Consider the following 18757-nt stretch of genomic DNA (forward strand, 5'->3'; position numbering starts at 1 on the left):
TTGTTATCCTTAAATCAGCGATACAACGAATCGATCCAGCATGGGAGAGAGCCATTCGGCTTCTCTCCCATTTCTTTTTCAAGGGAGAACGATGGCAAATCTTACCTATAGCGATGCAGGTCTGGCACTTACAAAACAGTTTGAGGGTTGTTCTCTGGAGGCTTACCAGGACCAGGCTGGCGTGTGGACCATCGGTTACGGCCATACCGGGCAGGTCAAGCCCGGCACGGCCTGCTCTCAGACACAGGCCGACGCCTGGCGACGCGAAGACATTGCCAAAGCGGAAACCTGCGTTCATCACCTCATTAAAATCCCGCTGACGCAGGGGCAGTTCGATGCGCTGGTGGACTTCGTCTTCAACCTGGGCTGCTCGAACCTGGCAGGATCGACATTGCTTCGCTGCGTGAATGCAAGACAGTTCGAGCAGGCGGCACTCGAATTCCTGCGCTGGAACCATGTAGGGGGTGTAGAGGTAAAGGGGCTGACACGACGCCGGAAGGCAGAGGCAGAACGATTCCAAAGTTCGACCTTGACGAGTTGAGTCTGAGCCTCTCTTCGGAAGCCTCTTACCTGGGTAAGTACGAAGCTAAGTATTGTTTATGGAATACTTTGCAAGGTTTATATACAAGGGGGCTCACCTATGCGATCAGCGCCGGATCGACCAGTTCAGCTCCGCTCCCGCCATGACAGTGCGACCCTGCACCGGCACACCGGGAACCTCCTGATACGAAGTATTCGTGAGATTGAGCACCCGCACATACGGGCGGAACTTTCCCGTATTACGGGCCAAAGCGACGTCCCATAGAGGGTAGGGCGACTGCGTGGTCTTCTGGATGACTGCAAGCTGGCTCCGTGCCACGATTTGACCCGGGAATTGCCCGCTCCATGCAATCAGCGCTGACTGCGCCGCGTAGTTGAAGGCGTACTCGGAGATCAGACCCGGCGGTGGCGAGGTGGCCTGCACCGCGGTATAGCCAAGCTGGAGCTGCTGCGAGGCGGGCAACCTTAGTCGCATGCTGGCCTCAGCACCGTTATAGGCGTTGTTGGCAACATTGACTGCCTGCCAGGGCTTGGAGAGGTCGTACTTCGAATAGTCGATGCCGTCCTTCAGTCGAAGATGGAACCCTGTAGCGCTCAGAGTGAAGGGCGAGTTCGCTGGAGTCCAATCAAACCCGCCCTCGTAGCTCCACGAAGACTCAGGCTTGAGGTGCGGATTCCCAACCGTCGCCGGATCGGAGTAGTAGAGGTCGAGGTAGGTTGGCAGGCGATAGCCATGCCCTACGGAGCCACGCAATCTCAACGTTCCGGTGAGTGAATATGCTCCTGCGACATTCGGCGAAAAGACAGAGGTGCCGCCGGAGAAGACCTGTTCGCGTGCTCCAAGCGAGAGCGACAAGCGCTTCAACGAACGCAGCGAGAGATTCACGTACCCTGCACCCTGATTGCGGGCATGGATGCCCAGGTTCGTGCTGTGGATGTCGTCGCCGTTCGCTTCAAGTCCATAAGAGAGCGTGGTGTTGGTTCCAAGCGCATCGGCGCGGCGTAGCGCACCCTGCCACGCCGTGGTGATGTGGTTATTACGGTAGTAGTTCGGTCGTTCGAGGAGCAGCACAAAGAGATCGGTATGGCGTCGATAGGCAAAGCTCGCCGAAGTGCGCTGACCAAGCTGCTGCTGCAATGCGGCAAACCAACCCTTGGTACGCTCCCACGAGTTGTAGTTTCCGTAGAACTGATTAGCCCCGTAAGGACGATCGCTAGTGGCAAGCAGGATGTCGGTCGTGCCGGGCTTCAACACACTCAGCCACGTCTCCGACGACAGCGCATTACTCGAGTAGTTGCGATTGTGGATGAAGCCATCGGAAGTATCGCGACTTCCGCTTAGCTCTTCGCTGATACGGCGGCTGCTCCAGTCCGCACGGAGATGGTTCTCCAACGATCCATAATTCCCTGCGCCGGACTTCGCAATCAGGCTGAAGCGCGTATCCGCGGGAGGCCGCTGCGTAATGAGATTGACGGCTCCTCCAATCGCGTCCGAGCCATAAAAGGTCGAGCCCGAACCATGCAGAACCTCGACGCGCGAAAGAGCATTCAACGGAACCGAGATATCGAGGTTCATGTGCGCCGTCTCAGGATCGTTGATACGAAGGCCATTCAGTAAGACCAGCGACTGCTCAAAGGTAGTTCCACGAATCGACAGGTCCGCCTGCACTCCATTCGCAGCGCGAGACTGCAGATTCACCGTCGTGTCCTGCCGCAGGTAGTCGGTGACGTTGTTGAAGAGCAGCGGCTGCTCGCGGGTATCGAGCGTCTGGACCGAACGATTCGACTCCGAAAGCGGAATCGGCGGGATGGCAGTCGTAACCGTAATGTTCTCCTGAACAGGAGCAATGGAAGTCGACTGCTGAGGTTGTTGGGCCCATGCAAACGTTGAGAGACCGGCGACGATCAAGAATGTTCTTGAATTCAACACAAGAACATTCTTGATCAGGAAATGTGGCTCCGCATGGGTAATTTTGTATAGATGTAAGTAATTGAACGTATCAACTAAAATCTCTTTGTATGCGTATCGAATCGTTTCTTGAGCAGAGTCCTGTCTTTCAGGTCAGCCGCATCGCCCGGCGTATGGAGTCCTCGCTGAACGCTGCGCTAAAGCAGGAAGAACTTATGTTCTCCGAGTCCCTGATGCTCGCGGCGATCTTTCTGGAGAAGAAGCGGGTTCGCCCCTCGGAGCTTGCACGTACCTTTGAGACGACACGCGGTAATGTCAGCCACATCGTTTCTTCGCTCGAGGCCAAACGGCTGGTTCGCCGCCGTATCGATCCCGACGACGCGCGCGGCTTTCTGTTGGAACTGGAGCCCGCCGGTAGGCGCAAGGCAGCCCGCGTGGCCGGCATCCTCGATCGCATGCAGTCCGGCATCGAGCGCGAGATCGGCGCTGCAAAGCTCGAAGCCGCTTTGCGCCAGATGGATGCTGTAGAAAAGCTCTGCGGACAACTTACTCGGGGATGATCTTGACGAAGATTCCGTTCGGCAGCGTCTGCCCTCCGAGCACGTGAACCACGCCATCGCGTGTAAATCCTCGCAGCATCGTTCCCGAGCTGGAACCAGCCGCACGGGGCGCGTCCGGATCAGGCGGAGCCGAGGACTTCGTTGGGTACGGAGTCGCTTTCAAAGGCGCTGGCGCCGGTTGGCCAGGAGCCTGCGGACGCTTCATCCCCCGATCCATCGCCTGATTGGCCAGCCGGTCAGCGTCCTTGTTCTTGTGCCGCAGAGCGTGGGAGATCTCAAAATCTTCCAGGCGCGCAATACGATTCTTCGCCTCCTGCCAGAGAGGCTTCAGGTCGGGTGAGTTAACCCGGTACTTGCCCTGAATCTGCTTGACCATCAGTTCTGAGTCCGAAACGACGCGCAAGCGTCTGTAACCGTGCTGTAAAGCGTAGTCCAATACACCGAGCAAGCCGGAGTACTCGGCGTAGTTGTTGGTACGGATTCCGAGGAACTCGCTCAACTCAGCCAGAAGCTCCCCGCCCGGGCCGGTAAAAACAGCCCCATACCCTGACGGACCGGGATTTCCCCGGGCCCCCCCATCGCAGTGGGCCGTGACCCATCCGGCCTGGCTGGAAGGCGAATCTGAAAAGAGGCTGGGAGCGGTCGAGCGATGAGACATAGATGTGAGTTTATAGGGAATCGTGAACGTTGAAGATGCGGATAGCAAATCATCCGTCTCACAGGCCTGGAACCGAAGAACAAGGACTGATTTGGCCTTGCTTACCTTTCCACAAGCAGGTGGGTCTATTTCTTCAGGAAGACATTGTTCCTGACTCCGGAGTCGGACGAATGAAGGTTGAAGCGATTGTGATTACCCCTGGCGGGGAACTGGCATCCAGGCTCTCCTCGAGTTCTCGAGGGCGGCGTCCCAGCCCCTTTGCGCTGGGTTTACAGGATGCGGCGGTAAAATCGTTGCCAGGCATGGCAAAGGCAGCGACCCAACCCGGCGCGAGAAACAAACTGACCCCGGCGCAGCTGGAAGCCCGTGCGCAACAGCGTATTGAGGACGATGAGCTGATCCGCGAGGCCCAAAAGGGCAACCGGGCTGCATTTGACGCCCTGGTGCGCCGCTATGACCAGAGCGTGCTGCGGCTGGCGCTCCACATGCTGGGAAATGAACAGGATGCCCAGGACGTGCACCAGGAGGCTTTCATCAAGGCCTACCGGCACCTGACGAATTTTCGGTTCGAGTGCAGCTTCTACACCTGGCTGTACCGCATTGTGACGAACCTTTGCCTGGACCAGCTGCGGCGGCGCAAGAGTCGGAGAGAGGATCCTTCAACGGTCATGGATTCCAGCGGCGACGAGATGGACCTGCTGGCTAATGTCTCCGACGATCGTTCGATGTCGAACCCGGCCCGGGAACTGGAGCGCAAGCGCATGGGCGAACGCATCCTGGCCGCGCTCGACAAGTTGACTCCGCGAGAGCGGATGGTTTTTGAGCTGAAGCACTATCAGGGATTGAAGTTGCGCACTATTGGCGAGATGTTGAATACGACAGAAGAGACGGCCAAAAATACTTTGTTTCGCGCGACCCGAAAATTGCGGGCGAACTTGGCCGAGCTGCGAGGAGCTTAGAAATTTGTAAAGAAAAAAACGGGCGAATCGATCGATACAGACCCGGGAGAACGATCAATTTTTGAGGCTGGTTGAGGTAAGGAACATGAAGTGCGAGATGGCGAGAGACAACGTAATCCTGGCGTACTACGGCGAGCTGCCGGACGAGTTGGCGAGCACGTTGGAGCAGCATCTGATGACCTGCGAAGAGTGCCGCGCAGAGTTGAGCGCCCTTGAGGGGATCGAGCCGCAGCTGGCGACGCTTCCCGTTGCGGAGCCAACACCGAACCTGCTGGCGCAATCGCGCATGCGTCTGGATGATGCGCTGGACGCGATTCCTCCTCACGGGTTCTTTACCCGTCTGCGGGCAAACTTTTTTCTCTGGGTGGGACACCTGCGCAGTGCGCCCGCCTTGGCCACGCTGCTTATCGGCGTGGGATTTATCGGCGGGAACTTCCTGAACCGTTACGAGGTCGCGAAGCAGCCTCAACCTCAGCCGGCCTCCACCAGCAGCGTTCCCGCCCAAAGCGTAGTCGCCAGCGTTACCGGCATCGATCGTACGCCGGACTCTGAGATGGTGCAGGTGCATTACAACCGCATCGTTCCTGAAACCATCGAGGGTTCTCTTGATTCCAAGGAAATCCGCGATCTGTTGATGAAGGCAACAACCTCTCCCACCGATGGCATTCGCGCCAACTCTGTCCAGCTGCTCGCCAGCGAGTGCAAAGCCGGCCATGAATGCGCAGCCCGTGACGACGGTAAGGGTGTCCGCGGAGCGCTTCTTGTCTCTCTGCGTTACGACAAAGACCCCGGGGTCCGGCTCAAGGCACTTGAGGGATTGGAAAGCTATATCGGGCAGGACCGCAGAGTTCGCGATGCTGTTCTCGAATCGCTCGCACATGACCCCGATGCACAGGTGCGGATGGCGGCAGTAAGCCTGCTGACCCCGGTCCAGCACGATTCCAGCGTCCGCCAGGTCTTGCGTACCGTTTCTACCCAGGATGAGAATCCCTATATCCGCACCGTGAGCTACAACACGTTGCAAGGATCGGATTCAATTCAATAGATTGGGTCTTTCCCCTTTTCGCTGCAAATCACACGATGCAAGGAATTACGCAATGAGTCACGCAAAGTCGTTCAGCGTTCTGGTTCTGGCAGCGGGAGTAGTCCTGCTGAATGGAGCCTCGTCGCTGGCGCAGCCTGGCCCCCTGCACACTTCCGCAATGCTGAGGGTGGTCGGACTCTCCGGAAAAAATTCTCAGGGATATCTCGGCGTTGATCTGAAGGACATCAGTGAAGATCAGGTCTCCGCGTTGAAACTGAAAGACACGCATGGGGCCGAGATCGTCGGTGTCGATCATGATGCACCGGCCTGCAAGGATGGCCTGGAGCTGCATGACGTGATTCTTCAGATGAATGGGCAGGCCATCGATGGCGAAACCCAGCTTCGACGCATGTTACGCGAGATGCCGGCAGGCCGTACCGTAACCTTCCTCATCAGCCGCGATGGCCAGCAGCATACGATTCAGACGCACCTTGCCAACCGGGAAGAGGTCGAGCGTGAGGCATGGGAGAAACACTACACGGTGCCTGAGCCCTCCAATAGCTCCTCTGCCGATGTCTCCCACCCGGGAAACTCCTTTCTTGCTCCCTCGAAGTCGACATCGGTCAAAGGGACCCATACTTTCCTGGGAACCACGGTGCTGGTCAGCTCCTCATATACCGGGGCAAAACTCGAAGTAATGGGGCCGCAGCTGGCGGAGTTTTTCGGCGTACAAGGCGGTACTGGACTCCTGGTGCGCAACGTTGAACCGAGCAGCCCTGCAGCTGACGCCGGTCTGAAGGCCGGTGACGTGGTCGTGAAGCTTAACGCTCTGCCCATCGCCAGCGGAAACGATTGGTCAAAGACGATTCACGAGAACCGGGGAAAGACCGTCAACGTCGTTATCCTTCGCGATCGAAAGAAACAGACCCTTACTCTGACTCCCGACACGAAGAGGCGCTCGGCCGTCACACCGTGGACCAGCCTGGAGGGCTACTTCGGCGATTCAGACCAGGCACAACAAACCCGCGCCATGCTTGCAGAACTGCAGCCCGTCTTCGACGCAATGGCTGCAAGGATGCGCCAACAGCTCGAGGATGTCCGCTTTAATCCGGAGACTGCGCAGATGATCGCTAGACTGAACGCATGGTCACACTATCCCGACTTTCAGCGCCAGATGAATCAGACCCGCCGACAGGTGATGGCTGCCGCCGAAGCGGCGCGCCATCAGCTGAACCCGCCGGTGGTTCGTGACAGGGTGAGCACCCTGCACCAGCAGATACAACACATGGTGAGACTGGACTAACCCTCCTCTTTTCCTTTCCTTTGTTGTATTTCCATGCGGTTCGCCCTGCTTTCGGAAACGTCAGTCACCCCTCTCCTGGCCCAGGGTTCGATATACTTACTTCTGGCATGTCTTTCGTCCTCAGCCCACCTATCAAGCGCAAGATGACTCTCCGCCGCCGGCTTAAAGCAGCGAACCGCCTGGCGCGTGAGGTCGAGTCTGTCGCTTCGGCCATCGCCTCGACGGACCACCCCTACATGGCGCAGATTGTGCCCATGCGGCGGTGTAATCTGGCCTGCGCTTATTGCAACGAGTACGACGACTACTCCGATCCGGTGCCGATTGATGAGATGCTGGGCCGCATCGATGATCTTGGCCGGCTGGGAACCAGTGTCATTACCATCTCGGGCGGCGAACCTCTGCTCCATCCCGATCTCGACCAGGTCATCGCGCGCATCCGCAGGACCGGAGCCATTGCGGGCATGATCACCAATGGCTATCTGCTCATGCCGGAGCGCATCCAGCGCCTGAACCAGGCCGGGCTCGATCACATGCAGATCTCGATCGACAACATCATGCCGGATGACGTCTCGAAGAAGAGCCTGAAGGTTCTGGATAAGAAGCTTCAGATGCTGGCGGAGCACGCCGACTTTCACGTCAACATCAACTCCGTCGTCGGTGGTGGTGTCTCCAATCCCGACGATGCTCGCGTGATCAGCGAACGCGCTTTGGCCATGGGTTTCAGCACGACCATCGGGATCATCCACGACGGCTCAGGCCAGCTCAAGCCTCTCGGTGATTCCGAGCGCAAGGTGTGGGACACCGTCCGCTCCATGACTCGTCGCAGCTACACTCGCTTCAATCAGTTCCAGGAAGCCATCGCCAACGGCCAGACCAACGACTGGCGCTGCCGCGCAGGCGGACGTTATCTCTACATCTGCGAGAATGGCCTCGTCCATTACTGCAGTCAGCAGCGCGGCTTCCCCGGCGTCCCGCTGTCCCAGTACACCACCGAGGACGTCAAGCGCGAGTTCCTTACCGAAAAGAGCTGTGCCCCCAGCTGCACCATCAGCTGTGTTCACCAGGTCAGCTATATCGATCACTGGCGCGCTCCACAGAATAGCGGTACGGTCACACCGGGTTCTGGTCACACACACGGTCAGCTCGTTCAGATTCAGTAGCAGGGAGGAAGGCGATGGGCCTTCGGCGTCTCGCAATTGCTGTCCTGGCCTCAATCCTTCTCTCCAGCCATGCCTTCCCCCAAACTGCAACTGCGCCGCAGGAGACGGAGACGCCGCGCCAGACCAGCAGGCCCTATACGGGCGACCTCTCCATCTTCGAATCTCCAGACCGCGACAAGAAGCTCCAGATCGACCGCGTAATGGATCTTCTCGATATCAAAGCAGGAAAGAACGTCGCCGATATCGGTGCTGGGTCGGGCTGGTTCACGGTACGCGCCTCAAAACGGGTCGGAGTGACAGGAGCCGTGATTGCCGAAGACATCAATCCGCTGGCCATCGAATCCATTGGCAAGCGCATCGCCAAAGAGAATCTAACGAATATCCGCACGGTTCTCGGCAAACCGGACGATCCGATGCTCCCGCCGGGTAGCGTGGATGCCGTACTTCTGCTGAAGGTCTATCACGAGATCGCGCAGCCTCTGGAATTCATGAAAAACCTCCGACCCGCGCTCCGCCAGGGGGCAAAGGTCGGCATCATCGACAGGAATGGAGACGGGACCAATCACGGCCTCGACCACCAGGTTGTCGAAAAAGAGATGGCTGAGGCTGGATTCCGCCTGTCCGCGACCTACGACTTTACGAAGGCGGACGGACAGGATTACTTCCTGATCTTTGTGGTGAAGTAGGTAGTCTCCAGCTATCGCTTTATTTCCAGACACTTATGGTTGTCGCCCTAAGTTTAAAAATATCTGTTGAATCTTTATCTTGATATCAAACATCTTTATATCAAGAAATATGACAGACACGACCCAACACGAACCTGATCTGAGCGGTATCCACCTTTGGCTTTTACTCTGGAAAGCCGCACGAGCCGTCGAGGCACACTCGACGCGCAGTATAGGCCGATTTCAGATGGGAGCGACAGACTTCGGCGTACTCGAAGCTTTGCTCCATAAAGGACCGCTGACCATCAGTGAGCTACGGCAGAAGGTGCTGCTGACCAGTGGCTCGATGACAACGGCTGTCGATCGGATGGAGACGCGCGGCCTGGTAGCGCGATCAGACGATCCAAAAGACCGTCGCACCCGCATCGTCGGACTTACGCCCGAAGGACGGAAGCTCATCGAGTGTGCCTTCACACAGCACAGCGAAGAGATGGAGGCAGCCCTGGCTGGTTTCAGTCAACAGGATCGTGCGCAGCTCTTGCCTTTGCTGCGGCGGCTGGGTCGTACTGCCGAAGCAACTTTTCACACAGCACCGCAAGTAACAGGCGTCAACGGACGCCGAAAGGAGTAACACAATGGCCACCACAACCACCACGCAGAAAAAAGTCCTCGGAACCTATGGGGCGGGTTCGAACCACTGGGTCGGCGACGGCTTCCCCGTCCGTAACCTCTTTCCCTCGAATGGAGTGCAGCTTGAGGTTTCGCCGTTCCTGATGCTCGATTATGCCGGACCGCAGTACTTCAAACCGGCGCCGAAGCCACGCGGAGTCGGCGAACACCCGCACCGTGGTTTTGAGACCGTGACCATCGCGTATCAGGGTTCAGTGGCGCATCGCGACTCCTCTGGAAACTCCGGCACGATCTATCCCGGCGACGTTCAGTGGATGACCGCTGCCTCCGGAGTTCTGCACGAGGAGCTGCACGAGGCCGAGTTTACGAAGAACGGGGGGACCTTCGAGATGATCCAGTTGTGGGTGAATCTGCCCGCGAAGGACAAGATGTCGAAGCCCGGGTATCAAGCCCTCACCAAGGAACAGATCCCTACGGTGAACTTCCCGACCGGCGGACATGCTCGCGTAATCGCAGGCTCACTCAACGGAACCAGCGGACCAGCAAAGACCTTTACTTCGCTCAACGTCTGGGACGTCATCCTGAAGGCTGGCGAAAAGGTTGAGCTCACTGTCCCCGAGGGACACAACACTGCAGTCGTACTTCGCAAAGGAGACGCCATAGTAAACGGAACCGCTACACTGACCGGCGAGGCTCGCATCGCGACCCTCGGCCGCGAAGGCGACACCGTCACGATCGAAGCCACTGCCGATTCCGAGCTTGTGCTGCTGAGCGGTGAACCGATCAACGAGCCCATCGCCAGCTATGGTCCCTTCGTAATGAACACTCGAGAAGAGATTGTTCAGGCCGTCGAGGACTTCAAGTCAGGCCGCTTTGGCAACCTGTAAAACAACCCAGGGCCTTCATCATTGAAGGCCCTTTCTTTTTCCCAAAGGACAAGCCATGTCATCCATATCGACCTTGTTGATCCGCAATCTTCATGATGTCTTTGGTGAAAACGATCCCGTGCGCAGGCGCGCTGCGATCGACGAGATCTACGCCGAAGATTCCGTATTCTACGACCCGAATAACGGGGTCTATCGAGGGCGTGACGAGATCGACCGTGTCGCAGGTGCGATCAAGGCGACTCATCCCGACTTTCAATATCAGCCCATTGCCGAACCCGAAGAATCGGGCGATGGCGGTCGCGTCTCATGGGTATCGGGCCGACCCGGTGAAGCACCAGCTTACGCAGGGACCGACTTCATCATTGCGCGGGACGGTCGAATTGCAGCCGTGTATCTCTTTTTCGACAAGCTACCCTAAGCCAGACTCTATTTACTTCTTCTGCATGGAGAGATACTCCACACACTGCCTCACTCCGTCTTCATACGGAGTCTTCTTTACCGTGCCAAGCAGCGTCGTCAGAGCTGTATCATCCAGCAGCACAGGATTCGTTTGCAGGTAATGCATCTCCACCAGTTCGCGCATAAATGGCTTGAAGAGTCCAATTACACGCAGCATGGTCTTGCCTGCTACACGAATCTTCATCGGCTTTCCCGTTAGCGCGAAGGCCATCTCGGCCATCTTGCGTTGACTCGTGATCCCTGCCCCGGCAAGATTCCACCAGTGGCCTCGTGCTTCTGGTTTTGCAGCCAGATCGAGAGCAACCGGACCCACATCGGGCACGAAGACAAACTCGTGCGGCGTATCGATCGGTCCCACCATGTCGGCGGTTCCTCCTGAAACTGCTGCCTTGAAGGCTCCATCGAGAAAGCTGGCCTCTACACCCGGTCCATAGAAATCCGGAAGCCGCAACACCACTCCCTCGATCTTTCCGGCAGCATCGGCAGCAAGCAGCAGGTCTTCCTGCTCCTTACGCATCTTGCCTTTGAAAGTTGTTGGATTGCGCGGATGCTCTTCTGTAACCTTTGCGGTTACAGGTGTTCCATAGGGATAGACTGTACCGATCAACAAGATGCGGCGCACATTTTCCGCAATTGCTCCATCCAGTGTTTTTTGCATTACCTGCGGATGCAGCTCGAAGTGGTTATAAGGCACACCGACAAGGTAGATCAGGGTATCGATTCCGCGTGCCGCTTCGCGAACCGATGCTGGATCATCCAGATTCCAGGTTGCGATCTCTACGCCAAAGCCGCCAAAGGTCTTCTCCAGACGTGCTCGATCGCGACCCACTACGCGATAACCCTCACCACGTTGTTGCAATGCGTCAGCCAGACTGCGGCCAATTGCGCCCGCAGCTCCAAACAGGGCAATCTTTGCCATAGGAACCCTCGACTGCGCTCTACACTAGCAGAGCTTTACTACAACTACATCGCATTCGCTTCCGGGAAGATCTGCTCTGATTTGGCTGCGATCACGCGGTAGAGCGCGAATTGCCGCGAGGTCTGTCCGCGAAGTTCGAATAGTAAGCTCGCGCGATTGCTGGCTTCCACATCGACAGCATCCACCAGCCGCATCCAGGGAGTGCGATCGAGATGCGCGGCATCGGTCACGCTGGCCAGCGCAATCTTCAACTCGCCCATACCATTGTCCTGCGCGACGATCGTCACATAGCGCATCACTGAACCTGTTTCGACCGTGTGGGCCATGTAGACATAGGTCGGTGAGCCACCGTAACTCAGCGTGTACCCCTTGAGCTCCTCGTCGGCAAGGGTGACCGGCGAGACTGTAGTGGCGTGGTGTCCCTTCGTGCCAGCGCGCTTCGCCGTTGTCTTGCTGACTTTGGGCGCAGGTGTAGATGCGGAAGCCTGCGTCGGGAGTGGCTTGTCCTCTGTGGTAACCGAAGACTTCTGCGGAATACCTCGCTTCAGCGTAGGAGGTCCGGAATCGGGAGTCGTGTCTGAGATCGTGCCTGTTGCGGGAGCCGTCGCGACGCCTGCAATTGCAGACGGTGGAGTTATGCCCGGCACCACTCCATACGCTGCCAGCTTCGCCCGTGCGAATCCCTGCATCTTGGTCAAAATCGCCGCATGCTCATTCGAGTCTTCCCACGGTCGAGCAAAAGGATGTGTATCGCGGTTTTTCGCATCCGAGACCGCCACCATCTGATGCATGTCCTTCGGAAGCCCCATCAGCTTCGGCATGTCCTCGCCACCATCCTTGTTTGCGTCTCCACGCTTCAGACGAGGACGATCAGGATCGTCATTCAGAGAGCCTGCTCCGGTCACGGTAGCAATATCGTTTTTCTTCTTCTGCTCCTTGGCTGCCTTTTCCTCTTCAGGAGAACGGCGTTTCAGCGTAGGACGTTCTGCGGGATCGTTGGAGGAGTCTGTCGTGCCGCTTCCGTTCCCCGAACCCGAAGAAGTTCCGGCTGTATCGTCTGGAGCGGTCCTGCGATGCATCGTCGGACGATCAGGATCGTTGCTGGAAGTGGTTGTATCGTTTGTATCCGTGCCCGATCCAGACTTCGTTCCCTGCTTCCCTGAATTCGTGCCCTTGCTTGCAGAGTTATCGCCGCTTTTATTTGTCAGGTGAGGTTTGCTCGAATCTCCTCCTGAAACCTGAATAACAGGAAGGTTCTTCGACGGCTTCAGAGCTGTCGCCGGTTTCGATGCAGCCAGTGGCTTATACGTGCCATAGGCAGTCCAGCCCGCATCGAAAGCCGGCCCTGGAGCACCATCCGGCAACCTGGCATTCAGGGCCGTCTCAAGCACAAGGTCCCCTTTGGGCAATCCGGCATCCTGTAACTGGTAGATATTCCCGGAGAGCAACGCAAACGGCACAGGCTGCGGTTTGTAGAAACCGGCATCTTCCAAGTCGCCATTGATGAACACCGTTACCGGAACAAAGCGGCTTCCGGTCGGTTTGGACAAATCCCCTGTCCACTCATACACGCCTACGGCCCGTACAACGGTCTCGGGCGTGGGAGCCACTTTATGGGTCTGGGCCACGCAAGTCGCTGTAGCAGCAAGGACAACACCCGTGATCGCGCTTCGTATCCGATCTTTCATCGCTGGTTAAGTTTAGACGCGATCTTGAGCGCAAAGTTGGGGTGCCAAGCCGTGCTTTACTCAGCCCGAAGAGCCTCCATCGGATCGACGGCTGCCGCTCGCCGGGCAGGGAGATAGGCCGCGACCAGACCGCTTGCCAGTAATAGCGCGGAAATTGAGGTTAAAGTCCAGGCATCATAGGCAGTTACCCCATAAAGAAAACCACTGACGAGCCTTCCGCTAAAGTAGACCAACGCAAGCCCGATCAGAGCTCCTGCAATCAACATGCGACCGGCCTGACGCATCACCAGCCAGAGTACCGCTCCGCGGTCGGCGCCCAACGCCATCCTCACGCCGATCTCGCGGGTACGTTGGGTAACCAACTGGGCCAGCAAACCGTAAAGCCCTGAGAGGCACAGCAGCAGGGCTGCACATCCGAAGACGACAAGAAGGCGCGCGATCAACTGTTGATTGCCATAGGAGTCTTCAACAATCTGATCCATGCTGGTAAAGGTAGTGTTCGCCAGCTCGGGACTCGCCTTGCGCATCAACTCTTTGATCTCCGGCACGATCGACGACGAAGGCCGTTCCGTGCGCACCACAAGGTCCATCGCGATGCCCTCTGCCATCTTGTAAAAGGTACTTACCGGAGTCAGTTGCGGAAGATAAATCTCGATCTCGGGTTGAGACTGCTTTGCTACTGAAACCTGCCGCGTATCGTCGAGCACGCCCACTACAATGGCAGGCTTGCCCTTTTCGAGATTGATCAGATGTTCGCCTATGACTTTATCTGGGTCATTCGTCAGGGAAAACTCCTTGACGAAAGCTCGGTTTACGACGACAACAGGTTGGGAGCCTGCCGTATCTCTTCCATTAAAAAATCTTCCTTTGAACATGCTGAAGCCAAACACTTTCTGTGCATCCGGCCCAACAACGCGGAGCGTAGCTCTGAAATCACGCTTCCTTACAGCATCGGCGCTGTTACCCTCTCCACCGAAGGAAAAGGTGACATTAAAAGTGTGCCCCAATGGAACCTCTGTCATAAGAGTTGCACTCTCCACCCCGGGTAGAGCCTTTACGCGCTCCAGTAGTGGAGTATAGAGCTTGCTCCCGAGGTCCTCTCCGGTAAAGCGGTACGAGGGAATCGCCATGCTTCCCACGAGGATGTGATCCGTCCTGAAGCCAAGCGGGGCATGGCGTAGAGCGTAGATGGTCCGCAGCAAAAGGCCGCAGGAGACGAGCAGCACCAGCGACATTGCGATCTGGGTTACGACCAGCAGGGAACGAAGCCTGTGCTGGTCGCGGGTGTGGCCGGCCTGTCCGCTTCCCTGACGCAAAGCCGGCTCAATCGACGCTCGTGCACTTGACCATGCAGGCCACATCGCAGAGAGAACTGCGCTCCCAATCGTTAGGACGAGCAGGACCAGAATCACTCTTCCATCCGGCATCACGCTTTTGATACTGAGTTGTGTTGCCAGACCATGAGCAAAGATCTTCAGCAGGCCGATGGCCAGACCCAATCCCAATAATGATCCTCCCGCGCTCAGCAAAAACCCTTCCATCATCAGCTGGCGCACGAGGCGTCCACGACTCGCTCCCAGTGCGCCGCGGATCGCGATCTCGCGCTGACGAACAGTGGCGCGAGCCAGCAATAGGCCAGTTACGTTGATGCAGGCGATAAGCCACAACACGCCCGAAGCACCAAACAACGCCAGCAGAGCATGTCTAACCTCAGGCTTAACCAGCGAATCCCCGTAAGGAGTTACCGTGGCCGAAGTCACAAGATCTCTCGAATAGGGATCGGTATAGAGCTTCGCCACATCGGCCTGAATCACCTTCATCTCGGTCATGGCCTCGGAGATGCGGACGCCGCGCTTCATCCGGGCAATTGCAATATAGGCTCTCACGGGATCGATGCGAGTATCGTCCGATTTCTGGAAGCGCGCTGCGCTCCAAACCTGAGGAAAGGATGTGCGCCAAGGGAAAGCAACGACACGAGGCATCACTCCCACCACCGTGTAGGGGTCGCCGCTGATCCGGACGATCTTGCCAAGGATATCTTTCCTTGCTCCGAAGGCATCGCGCCACACCGCATCGCTCAACACAATCGTGTTCTCATCACCGGCATGGGCAAAACGCTGGTCTTTGCTATCGGTAAAGCCGCGGCCAATTGCAGGGCTGACTCCAAGGACAGAAAACAAGTTTGTGCTGACCTGATAATGATCGATCTGCTCCGCTACAGTATCGCCTTCAAGAAAGGAGCGGCCATTCCCACGATAAAAACCGATGTCCTCGAAAGACCGCGTCCTGATCTGCCACTGTTCAATGTCTGGCCACGGTGTCTGGTCTCGGTCGCCGCGTCGGCCGGACTCCTGGATAGAGGCCAGCCTCTGCGGATCGGAGTAAGGCAGGACCTGCAGAAGAACGCGATTAACGATCGTAAACATGGCTGCCGTTGCGCCAAGTCCGATGGCAAGCGTCGTAACAACCATGAACGAAAATCCTGGCGACCGCCGTATCTGACGCCAGGCATATCGCAGATCCTGCATCAGGCGATCGAACCACTCCCATCCCCACATGTCACGCGTCACTTCACGGACCAACAGTGGATTACCAAACTCTCGTGCCGCCGCACGACGCGCCTCGTCGGGCGACTCTCCTTGTTCTTCCCGGTCTGCCGCAGCCATCGCCAGATGCGTCGCAATCTCTTCGTCGATGTCGTCCTTTCTGCCACGCCGGAGCTTCACTCCTCACCTCCAGCGGGAGAACCCTGCATCACGGCCGCAATCGCTTCCACCATCTGCTGCCAACGGCTGTGATCCGATGCAAGCTGACTCTTACCGGCCGCCGTGATCTGGTAAAAACGCGCCCGCTGATTGCTCTCGGTCTGTTTCCACTCTGAACTCACCCAGCCCTGCCGTTCCAGCCGGTGCAACGCCGGATAGAGTGAGCCGGTCTCCACCTGTAGAACTTCTCCCGATCGCGTACGCAGAGCCTGCACGATGCCATAGCCATGCTGCGGACCCCATTGCAGAGTCTTGAGGATCAGCATGTCGAGCGTCCCCTGCAACAGTTCGATTCTGTTCTGGTAGGTGTCCTTCCGCGCCATCGAGAGAAATTCTGCTCCTTCGTCAAAGATGTAGACACTCTACTCCCCAAGCAGTAGATCGTCTACTACCATCCATGCAATACATTCAATGCATGGCCTCCGATGCACTTCTGAAGATCGAGAACCTGTCTATCTCCTTTGGACAACACAAAGCCGTCGAGAGGATCTCTTTCCAGATTCAGGAAGGCGAGACATTGGGGCTGGTCGGAGAATCGGGCTCGGGAAAATCGGCGACCTCTCTGGCCATTCTTCGCCTGCTTCCTCCCACGGCAACAGTAACTGGCTATCTCGGTTTTGATAGTTATGATCTCCTCGCCCTCTCCGAGCCGGAGATGCGGCGTCGACGCGGCCGGGAGATCGCCATGATCTTCCAGGAACCCATGACCGCTCTCAATCCTGTCATGCCGGTGGGAACGCAGATTGCCGAAGCGGTACAAGCACATCACCCGGAGCTCTCGCGTCATCAGGTGCGCGACAAGGTGCTGGAGGCCATGCACGAGGTGGCTCTTCCTGAGCCCGAGCGCCGGGTGCGCGACTATCCGCACCAGTTCTCCGGCGGGCAGCGGCAGCGCATCCTGATTGCAATGGCCATCGTGAACCGTCCCCGGCTTCTCATCGCCGATGAGCCGACGACGGCTCTGGATGTGACGGTGCAAGCGCAGATCCTTGTACTGCTCAACCGCCTCCGCAAAACACATCATCTGTCGATGCTCTTTATCTCTCATGATCTTGCCGTGGTCAGTCAGGTGGCAGATCGGGTTGCGGTAATGCAACACGGCCATATTGTGGAGCAGGCTTCGGCGACTCAGCTCTTTCACGCGCCAGAGCATCCGTACACGAAACGTCTGCTGGCCTCGGCCCCCACGATGCAGACTGACCGTAGCCAGCCGCTGGCTACGTTGTCATAGTTAGCAGGAAGCACCTCTGGAAAGAGACTCAGAGTAAGCGTGTGATTCTGGTTTAATCCTTGCCATCCGTGGTCATCCGCGGTCGTAGATCGCTGTTGGAGCAATTTGCAGGTCTGCTTCAAAATCCTGTCAAGCCCCAAACCTATCTAACCTTCACAAATCAAACGACATCCGGGTTGCAATATTACCCTTGCGAACCTGCTACTCTTTAAGAGTAGAGAGAAAACAGAAAGAGGACCCTGGGAAGCCGCTCGGGATCTCTTTCATTAAGCCTTTTGTTTTCTATATTTTGGCATCTAACCCTTTTATTTAGAATATTTTGCGAGATAAAATTTCGATAAGCGCAACAAAATAAAAGGCTTGCCAGTTCAGCATGAGGGGGGACCGCTCTACATAGATTTGTCATCCTGAACGGAGATGCAGCGCAGAGCCTGACCTGAATAAAGACCTGTATTTTTGTTCTATCTTTTGGTTCGCATCTTCCATGCCGATCCGCAGCCAACTGGCTTGCCGTGATATCGGTACAGATCGGTGTTAAGTCTTTCCTCCAGCAGGATATGGGTCGCGCCTTTGAACCGGATCGGGGTAGACTAGCCGGAGGGCCGTCAGGCCACCCTTGGACCTCATGCGCGCCCTGATTCTCTCGGACATCCACGCAAATCTCGAAGCCCTGAACGCCGTTCTGGAAGCTGCAGCAGGAACCTATGATGTGCTGTGGAATCTAGGGGATGTCGTTGGTTATGGAGCCAGTCCGAACGAGGTCATCGAAATCATCCGCCCTCTGGCGCAGCTGAATGTCCGAGGTAATCACGACCGGGTTTGTTGCGGTCTGGCTTCGGCTCTGGGATTCAATCCAATTGCCCGCGCTGCTGCGAACTGGACCCATGATGAGATGACAGAGGAGAATCGCCAATGGCTGGCAGGGGTTCCGAAAGGCCCTATCCATCCGGAGGGTGTTCCGGGAATCGTTCTGGCGCATGGCTCGCCTCTGAATGAGGACCAGTACATCCTGACGATGCGGGACGCCTGGGCTCCTTTGCAACAGACCGGCATCGAGATCACCTTTATCGGTCACACTCACCTGCAAGGCGGATTCTGCCAACGTGAAGAACAGTGGCATGAACTTCGACCTCGCTATGAGACTCGCAATGATGCTGAAAGCTGGATCTTGCCCCTTCCGGAAAGGACCCGCCACCTGATCAATCCTGGTTCCGTCGGACAGCCTCGCGACCACGACTGGCGCGCGGCCTTCGCGATCTACGACAGCGAAGCGTCAGAGATTGTGTTCCATCGGGTTCCTTACGACCTGACGACCGCGCAGGGGCGCATCCTGATGGCAGAGCTTCCGGAAAAGCTGGCGCTGCGGCTGCGCGAGGGCCGGTAAAGACGGATATTCTGAA

The 18757-nt window shown here is 57.1% G+C and carries 18 protein-coding genes; 12 read left to right on the forward strand and 6 right to left on the reverse strand.

Translation table 11 applies throughout. The features are described 5' to 3' along the window. Window positions 1-91 precede the first annotated feature (91 nt). Window positions 92-541: a lysozyme gene (locus H7846_RS00855; protein WP_186694456.1), complete on the forward strand. Its 450-nt coding sequence runs from the start codon at window positions 92-94 to the stop codon at window positions 539-541. Between the two features lie 105 nt (window positions 542-646). On the opposite strand, the gene H7846_RS00860 is transcribed toward H7846_RS00855, so the two are convergent. Beyond that, complete coding sequence (locus tag H7846_RS00860; protein ID WP_255460759.1) at window positions 647-2467, reverse strand: TonB-dependent receptor plug domain-containing protein; 1821 nt, start codon at window positions 2465-2467, stop codon at window positions 647-649. A gap of 92 nt (window positions 2468-2559) precedes the next feature. Here H7846_RS00860 and H7846_RS00865 point away from each other — a divergent pair, with 92 nt between their 5' ends. After that, window positions 2560-3009, forward strand: a complete 450-nt coding sequence (locus tag H7846_RS00865; protein WP_186694457.1) for a MarR family winged helix-turn-helix transcriptional regulator — start codon at window positions 2560-2562, stop codon at window positions 3007-3009. Here H7846_RS00865 and H7846_RS00870 read toward each other — a convergent pair. Continuing rightward, window positions 2996-3667, reverse strand: a complete 672-nt coding sequence (locus tag H7846_RS00870) for a ribonuclease HI family protein (RefSeq protein ID WP_186694459.1) — start codon at window positions 3665-3667, stop codon at window positions 2996-2998. The two genes, H7846_RS00865 and H7846_RS00870, sit on opposite strands and share 14 nt — an antisense overlap. A gap of 170 nt (window positions 3668-3837) precedes the next feature. Between H7846_RS00870 and H7846_RS00875 the strand changes: the two genes are divergently transcribed. From H7846_RS00875 to H7846_RS00910, 8 genes are all read left to right on the forward strand, one after another. After that, complete coding sequence (locus H7846_RS00875) at window positions 3838-4626, forward strand: RNA polymerase sigma factor (protein ID WP_186694461.1); 789 nt, start codon at window positions 3838-3840, stop codon at window positions 4624-4626. Window positions 4627-4711: 85 nt separating this feature from the next. Next, on the forward strand, window positions 4712-5671 hold the full coding sequence (locus H7846_RS00880; protein WP_186694463.1) for a HEAT repeat domain-containing protein: 960 nt from the start codon (window positions 4712-4714) through the stop codon (window positions 5669-5671). A gap of 52 nt (window positions 5672-5723) precedes the next feature. Further along, window positions 5724-6953 (forward strand): PDZ domain-containing protein, encoded by a 1230-nt coding sequence (locus H7846_RS00885; RefSeq protein ID WP_186694465.1) that lies wholly within the window; start codon window positions 5724-5726, stop codon window positions 6951-6953. Between the two features lie 107 nt (window positions 6954-7060). After that, window positions 7061-8113 carry a radical SAM protein gene (locus H7846_RS00890; RefSeq protein WP_186694467.1) on the forward strand — a complete coding sequence of 351 codons (1053 nt, stop codon included), beginning with the start codon at window positions 7061-7063 and terminating at the stop codon, window positions 8111-8113. A gap of 14 nt (window positions 8114-8127) precedes the next feature. Next, the gene (locus tag H7846_RS00895; RefSeq protein WP_186694469.1) at window positions 8128-8799 is read left to right on the forward strand and encodes a class I SAM-dependent methyltransferase; all 672 of its coding nucleotides are present in this window, start codon (window positions 8128-8130) and stop codon (window positions 8797-8799) included. Between the two features lie 109 nt (window positions 8800-8908). Further along, entirely contained in the window at window positions 8909-9409 is a 501-nt protein-coding gene (locus tag H7846_RS00900) for a MarR family winged helix-turn-helix transcriptional regulator (RefSeq protein ID WP_186694471.1), read from the forward strand. A gap of 4 nt (window positions 9410-9413) precedes the next feature. Beyond that, a complete protein-coding gene (locus H7846_RS00905; protein ID WP_186694472.1) occupies window positions 9414-10295 on the forward strand; it encodes a pirin family protein in 882 nt (293 codons plus the stop codon). Between the two features lie 55 nt (window positions 10296-10350). Further along, window positions 10351-10713 (forward strand): nuclear transport factor 2 family protein, encoded by a 363-nt coding sequence (locus H7846_RS00910; protein ID WP_186694474.1) that lies wholly within the window; start codon window positions 10351-10353, stop codon window positions 10711-10713. 12 nt (window positions 10714-10725) lie between these two features. Here the strand turns inward: H7846_RS00910 and H7846_RS00915 are convergent, their stop codons facing one another. The 4 genes from H7846_RS00915 to H7846_RS00930 are packed head-to-tail and all read right to left on the reverse strand — an operon-like array spanning window position 10726 to window position 16449. Further along, on the reverse strand, window positions 10726-11673 hold the full coding sequence (locus H7846_RS00915) for an NAD-dependent epimerase/dehydratase family protein (RefSeq protein WP_186694476.1): 948 nt from the start codon (window positions 11671-11673) through the stop codon (window positions 10726-10728). A 44-nt stretch (window positions 11674-11717) separates the two neighbouring features. Beyond that, window positions 11718-13361 (reverse strand): hypothetical protein, encoded by a 1644-nt coding sequence (locus tag H7846_RS00920; RefSeq protein WP_186694477.1) that lies wholly within the window; start codon window positions 13359-13361, stop codon window positions 11718-11720. 56 nt (window positions 13362-13417) lie between these two features. Further along, complete coding sequence (locus H7846_RS00925) at window positions 13418-16087, reverse strand: ABC transporter permease (protein WP_186694479.1); 2670 nt, start codon at window positions 16085-16087, stop codon at window positions 13418-13420. Continuing rightward, the gene (locus tag H7846_RS00930) at window positions 16084-16449 is read right to left on the reverse strand and encodes a PadR family transcriptional regulator (RefSeq protein WP_186694481.1); all 366 of its coding nucleotides are present in this window, start codon (window positions 16447-16449) and stop codon (window positions 16084-16086) included. Before H7846_RS00930 ends, H7846_RS00925 begins: the two co-directional genes overlap by 4 nt. Window positions 16450-16523: 74 nt before the next feature. Between H7846_RS00930 and H7846_RS00935 the strand changes: the two genes are divergently transcribed. Together H7846_RS00935 and H7846_RS00940 are read left to right on the forward strand one after the other, a co-directional pair. Beyond that, entirely contained in the window at window positions 16524-17357 is an 834-nt protein-coding gene (locus tag H7846_RS00935) for an ATP-binding cassette domain-containing protein (protein ID WP_370561314.1), read from the forward strand. A gap of 625 nt (window positions 17358-17982) precedes the next feature. Beyond that, window positions 17983-18741: a metallophosphoesterase family protein gene (locus H7846_RS00940; protein ID WP_186694483.1), complete on the forward strand. Its 759-nt coding sequence runs from the start codon at window positions 17983-17985 to the stop codon at window positions 18739-18741. Window positions 18742-18757 lie beyond the last annotated feature (16 nt).

Source organism: Edaphobacter sp. 4G125 (assembly GCF_014274685.1).
Taxonomy (GTDB): Bacteria; Acidobacteriota; Terriglobia; order Terriglobales; family Acidobacteriaceae; genus Edaphobacter.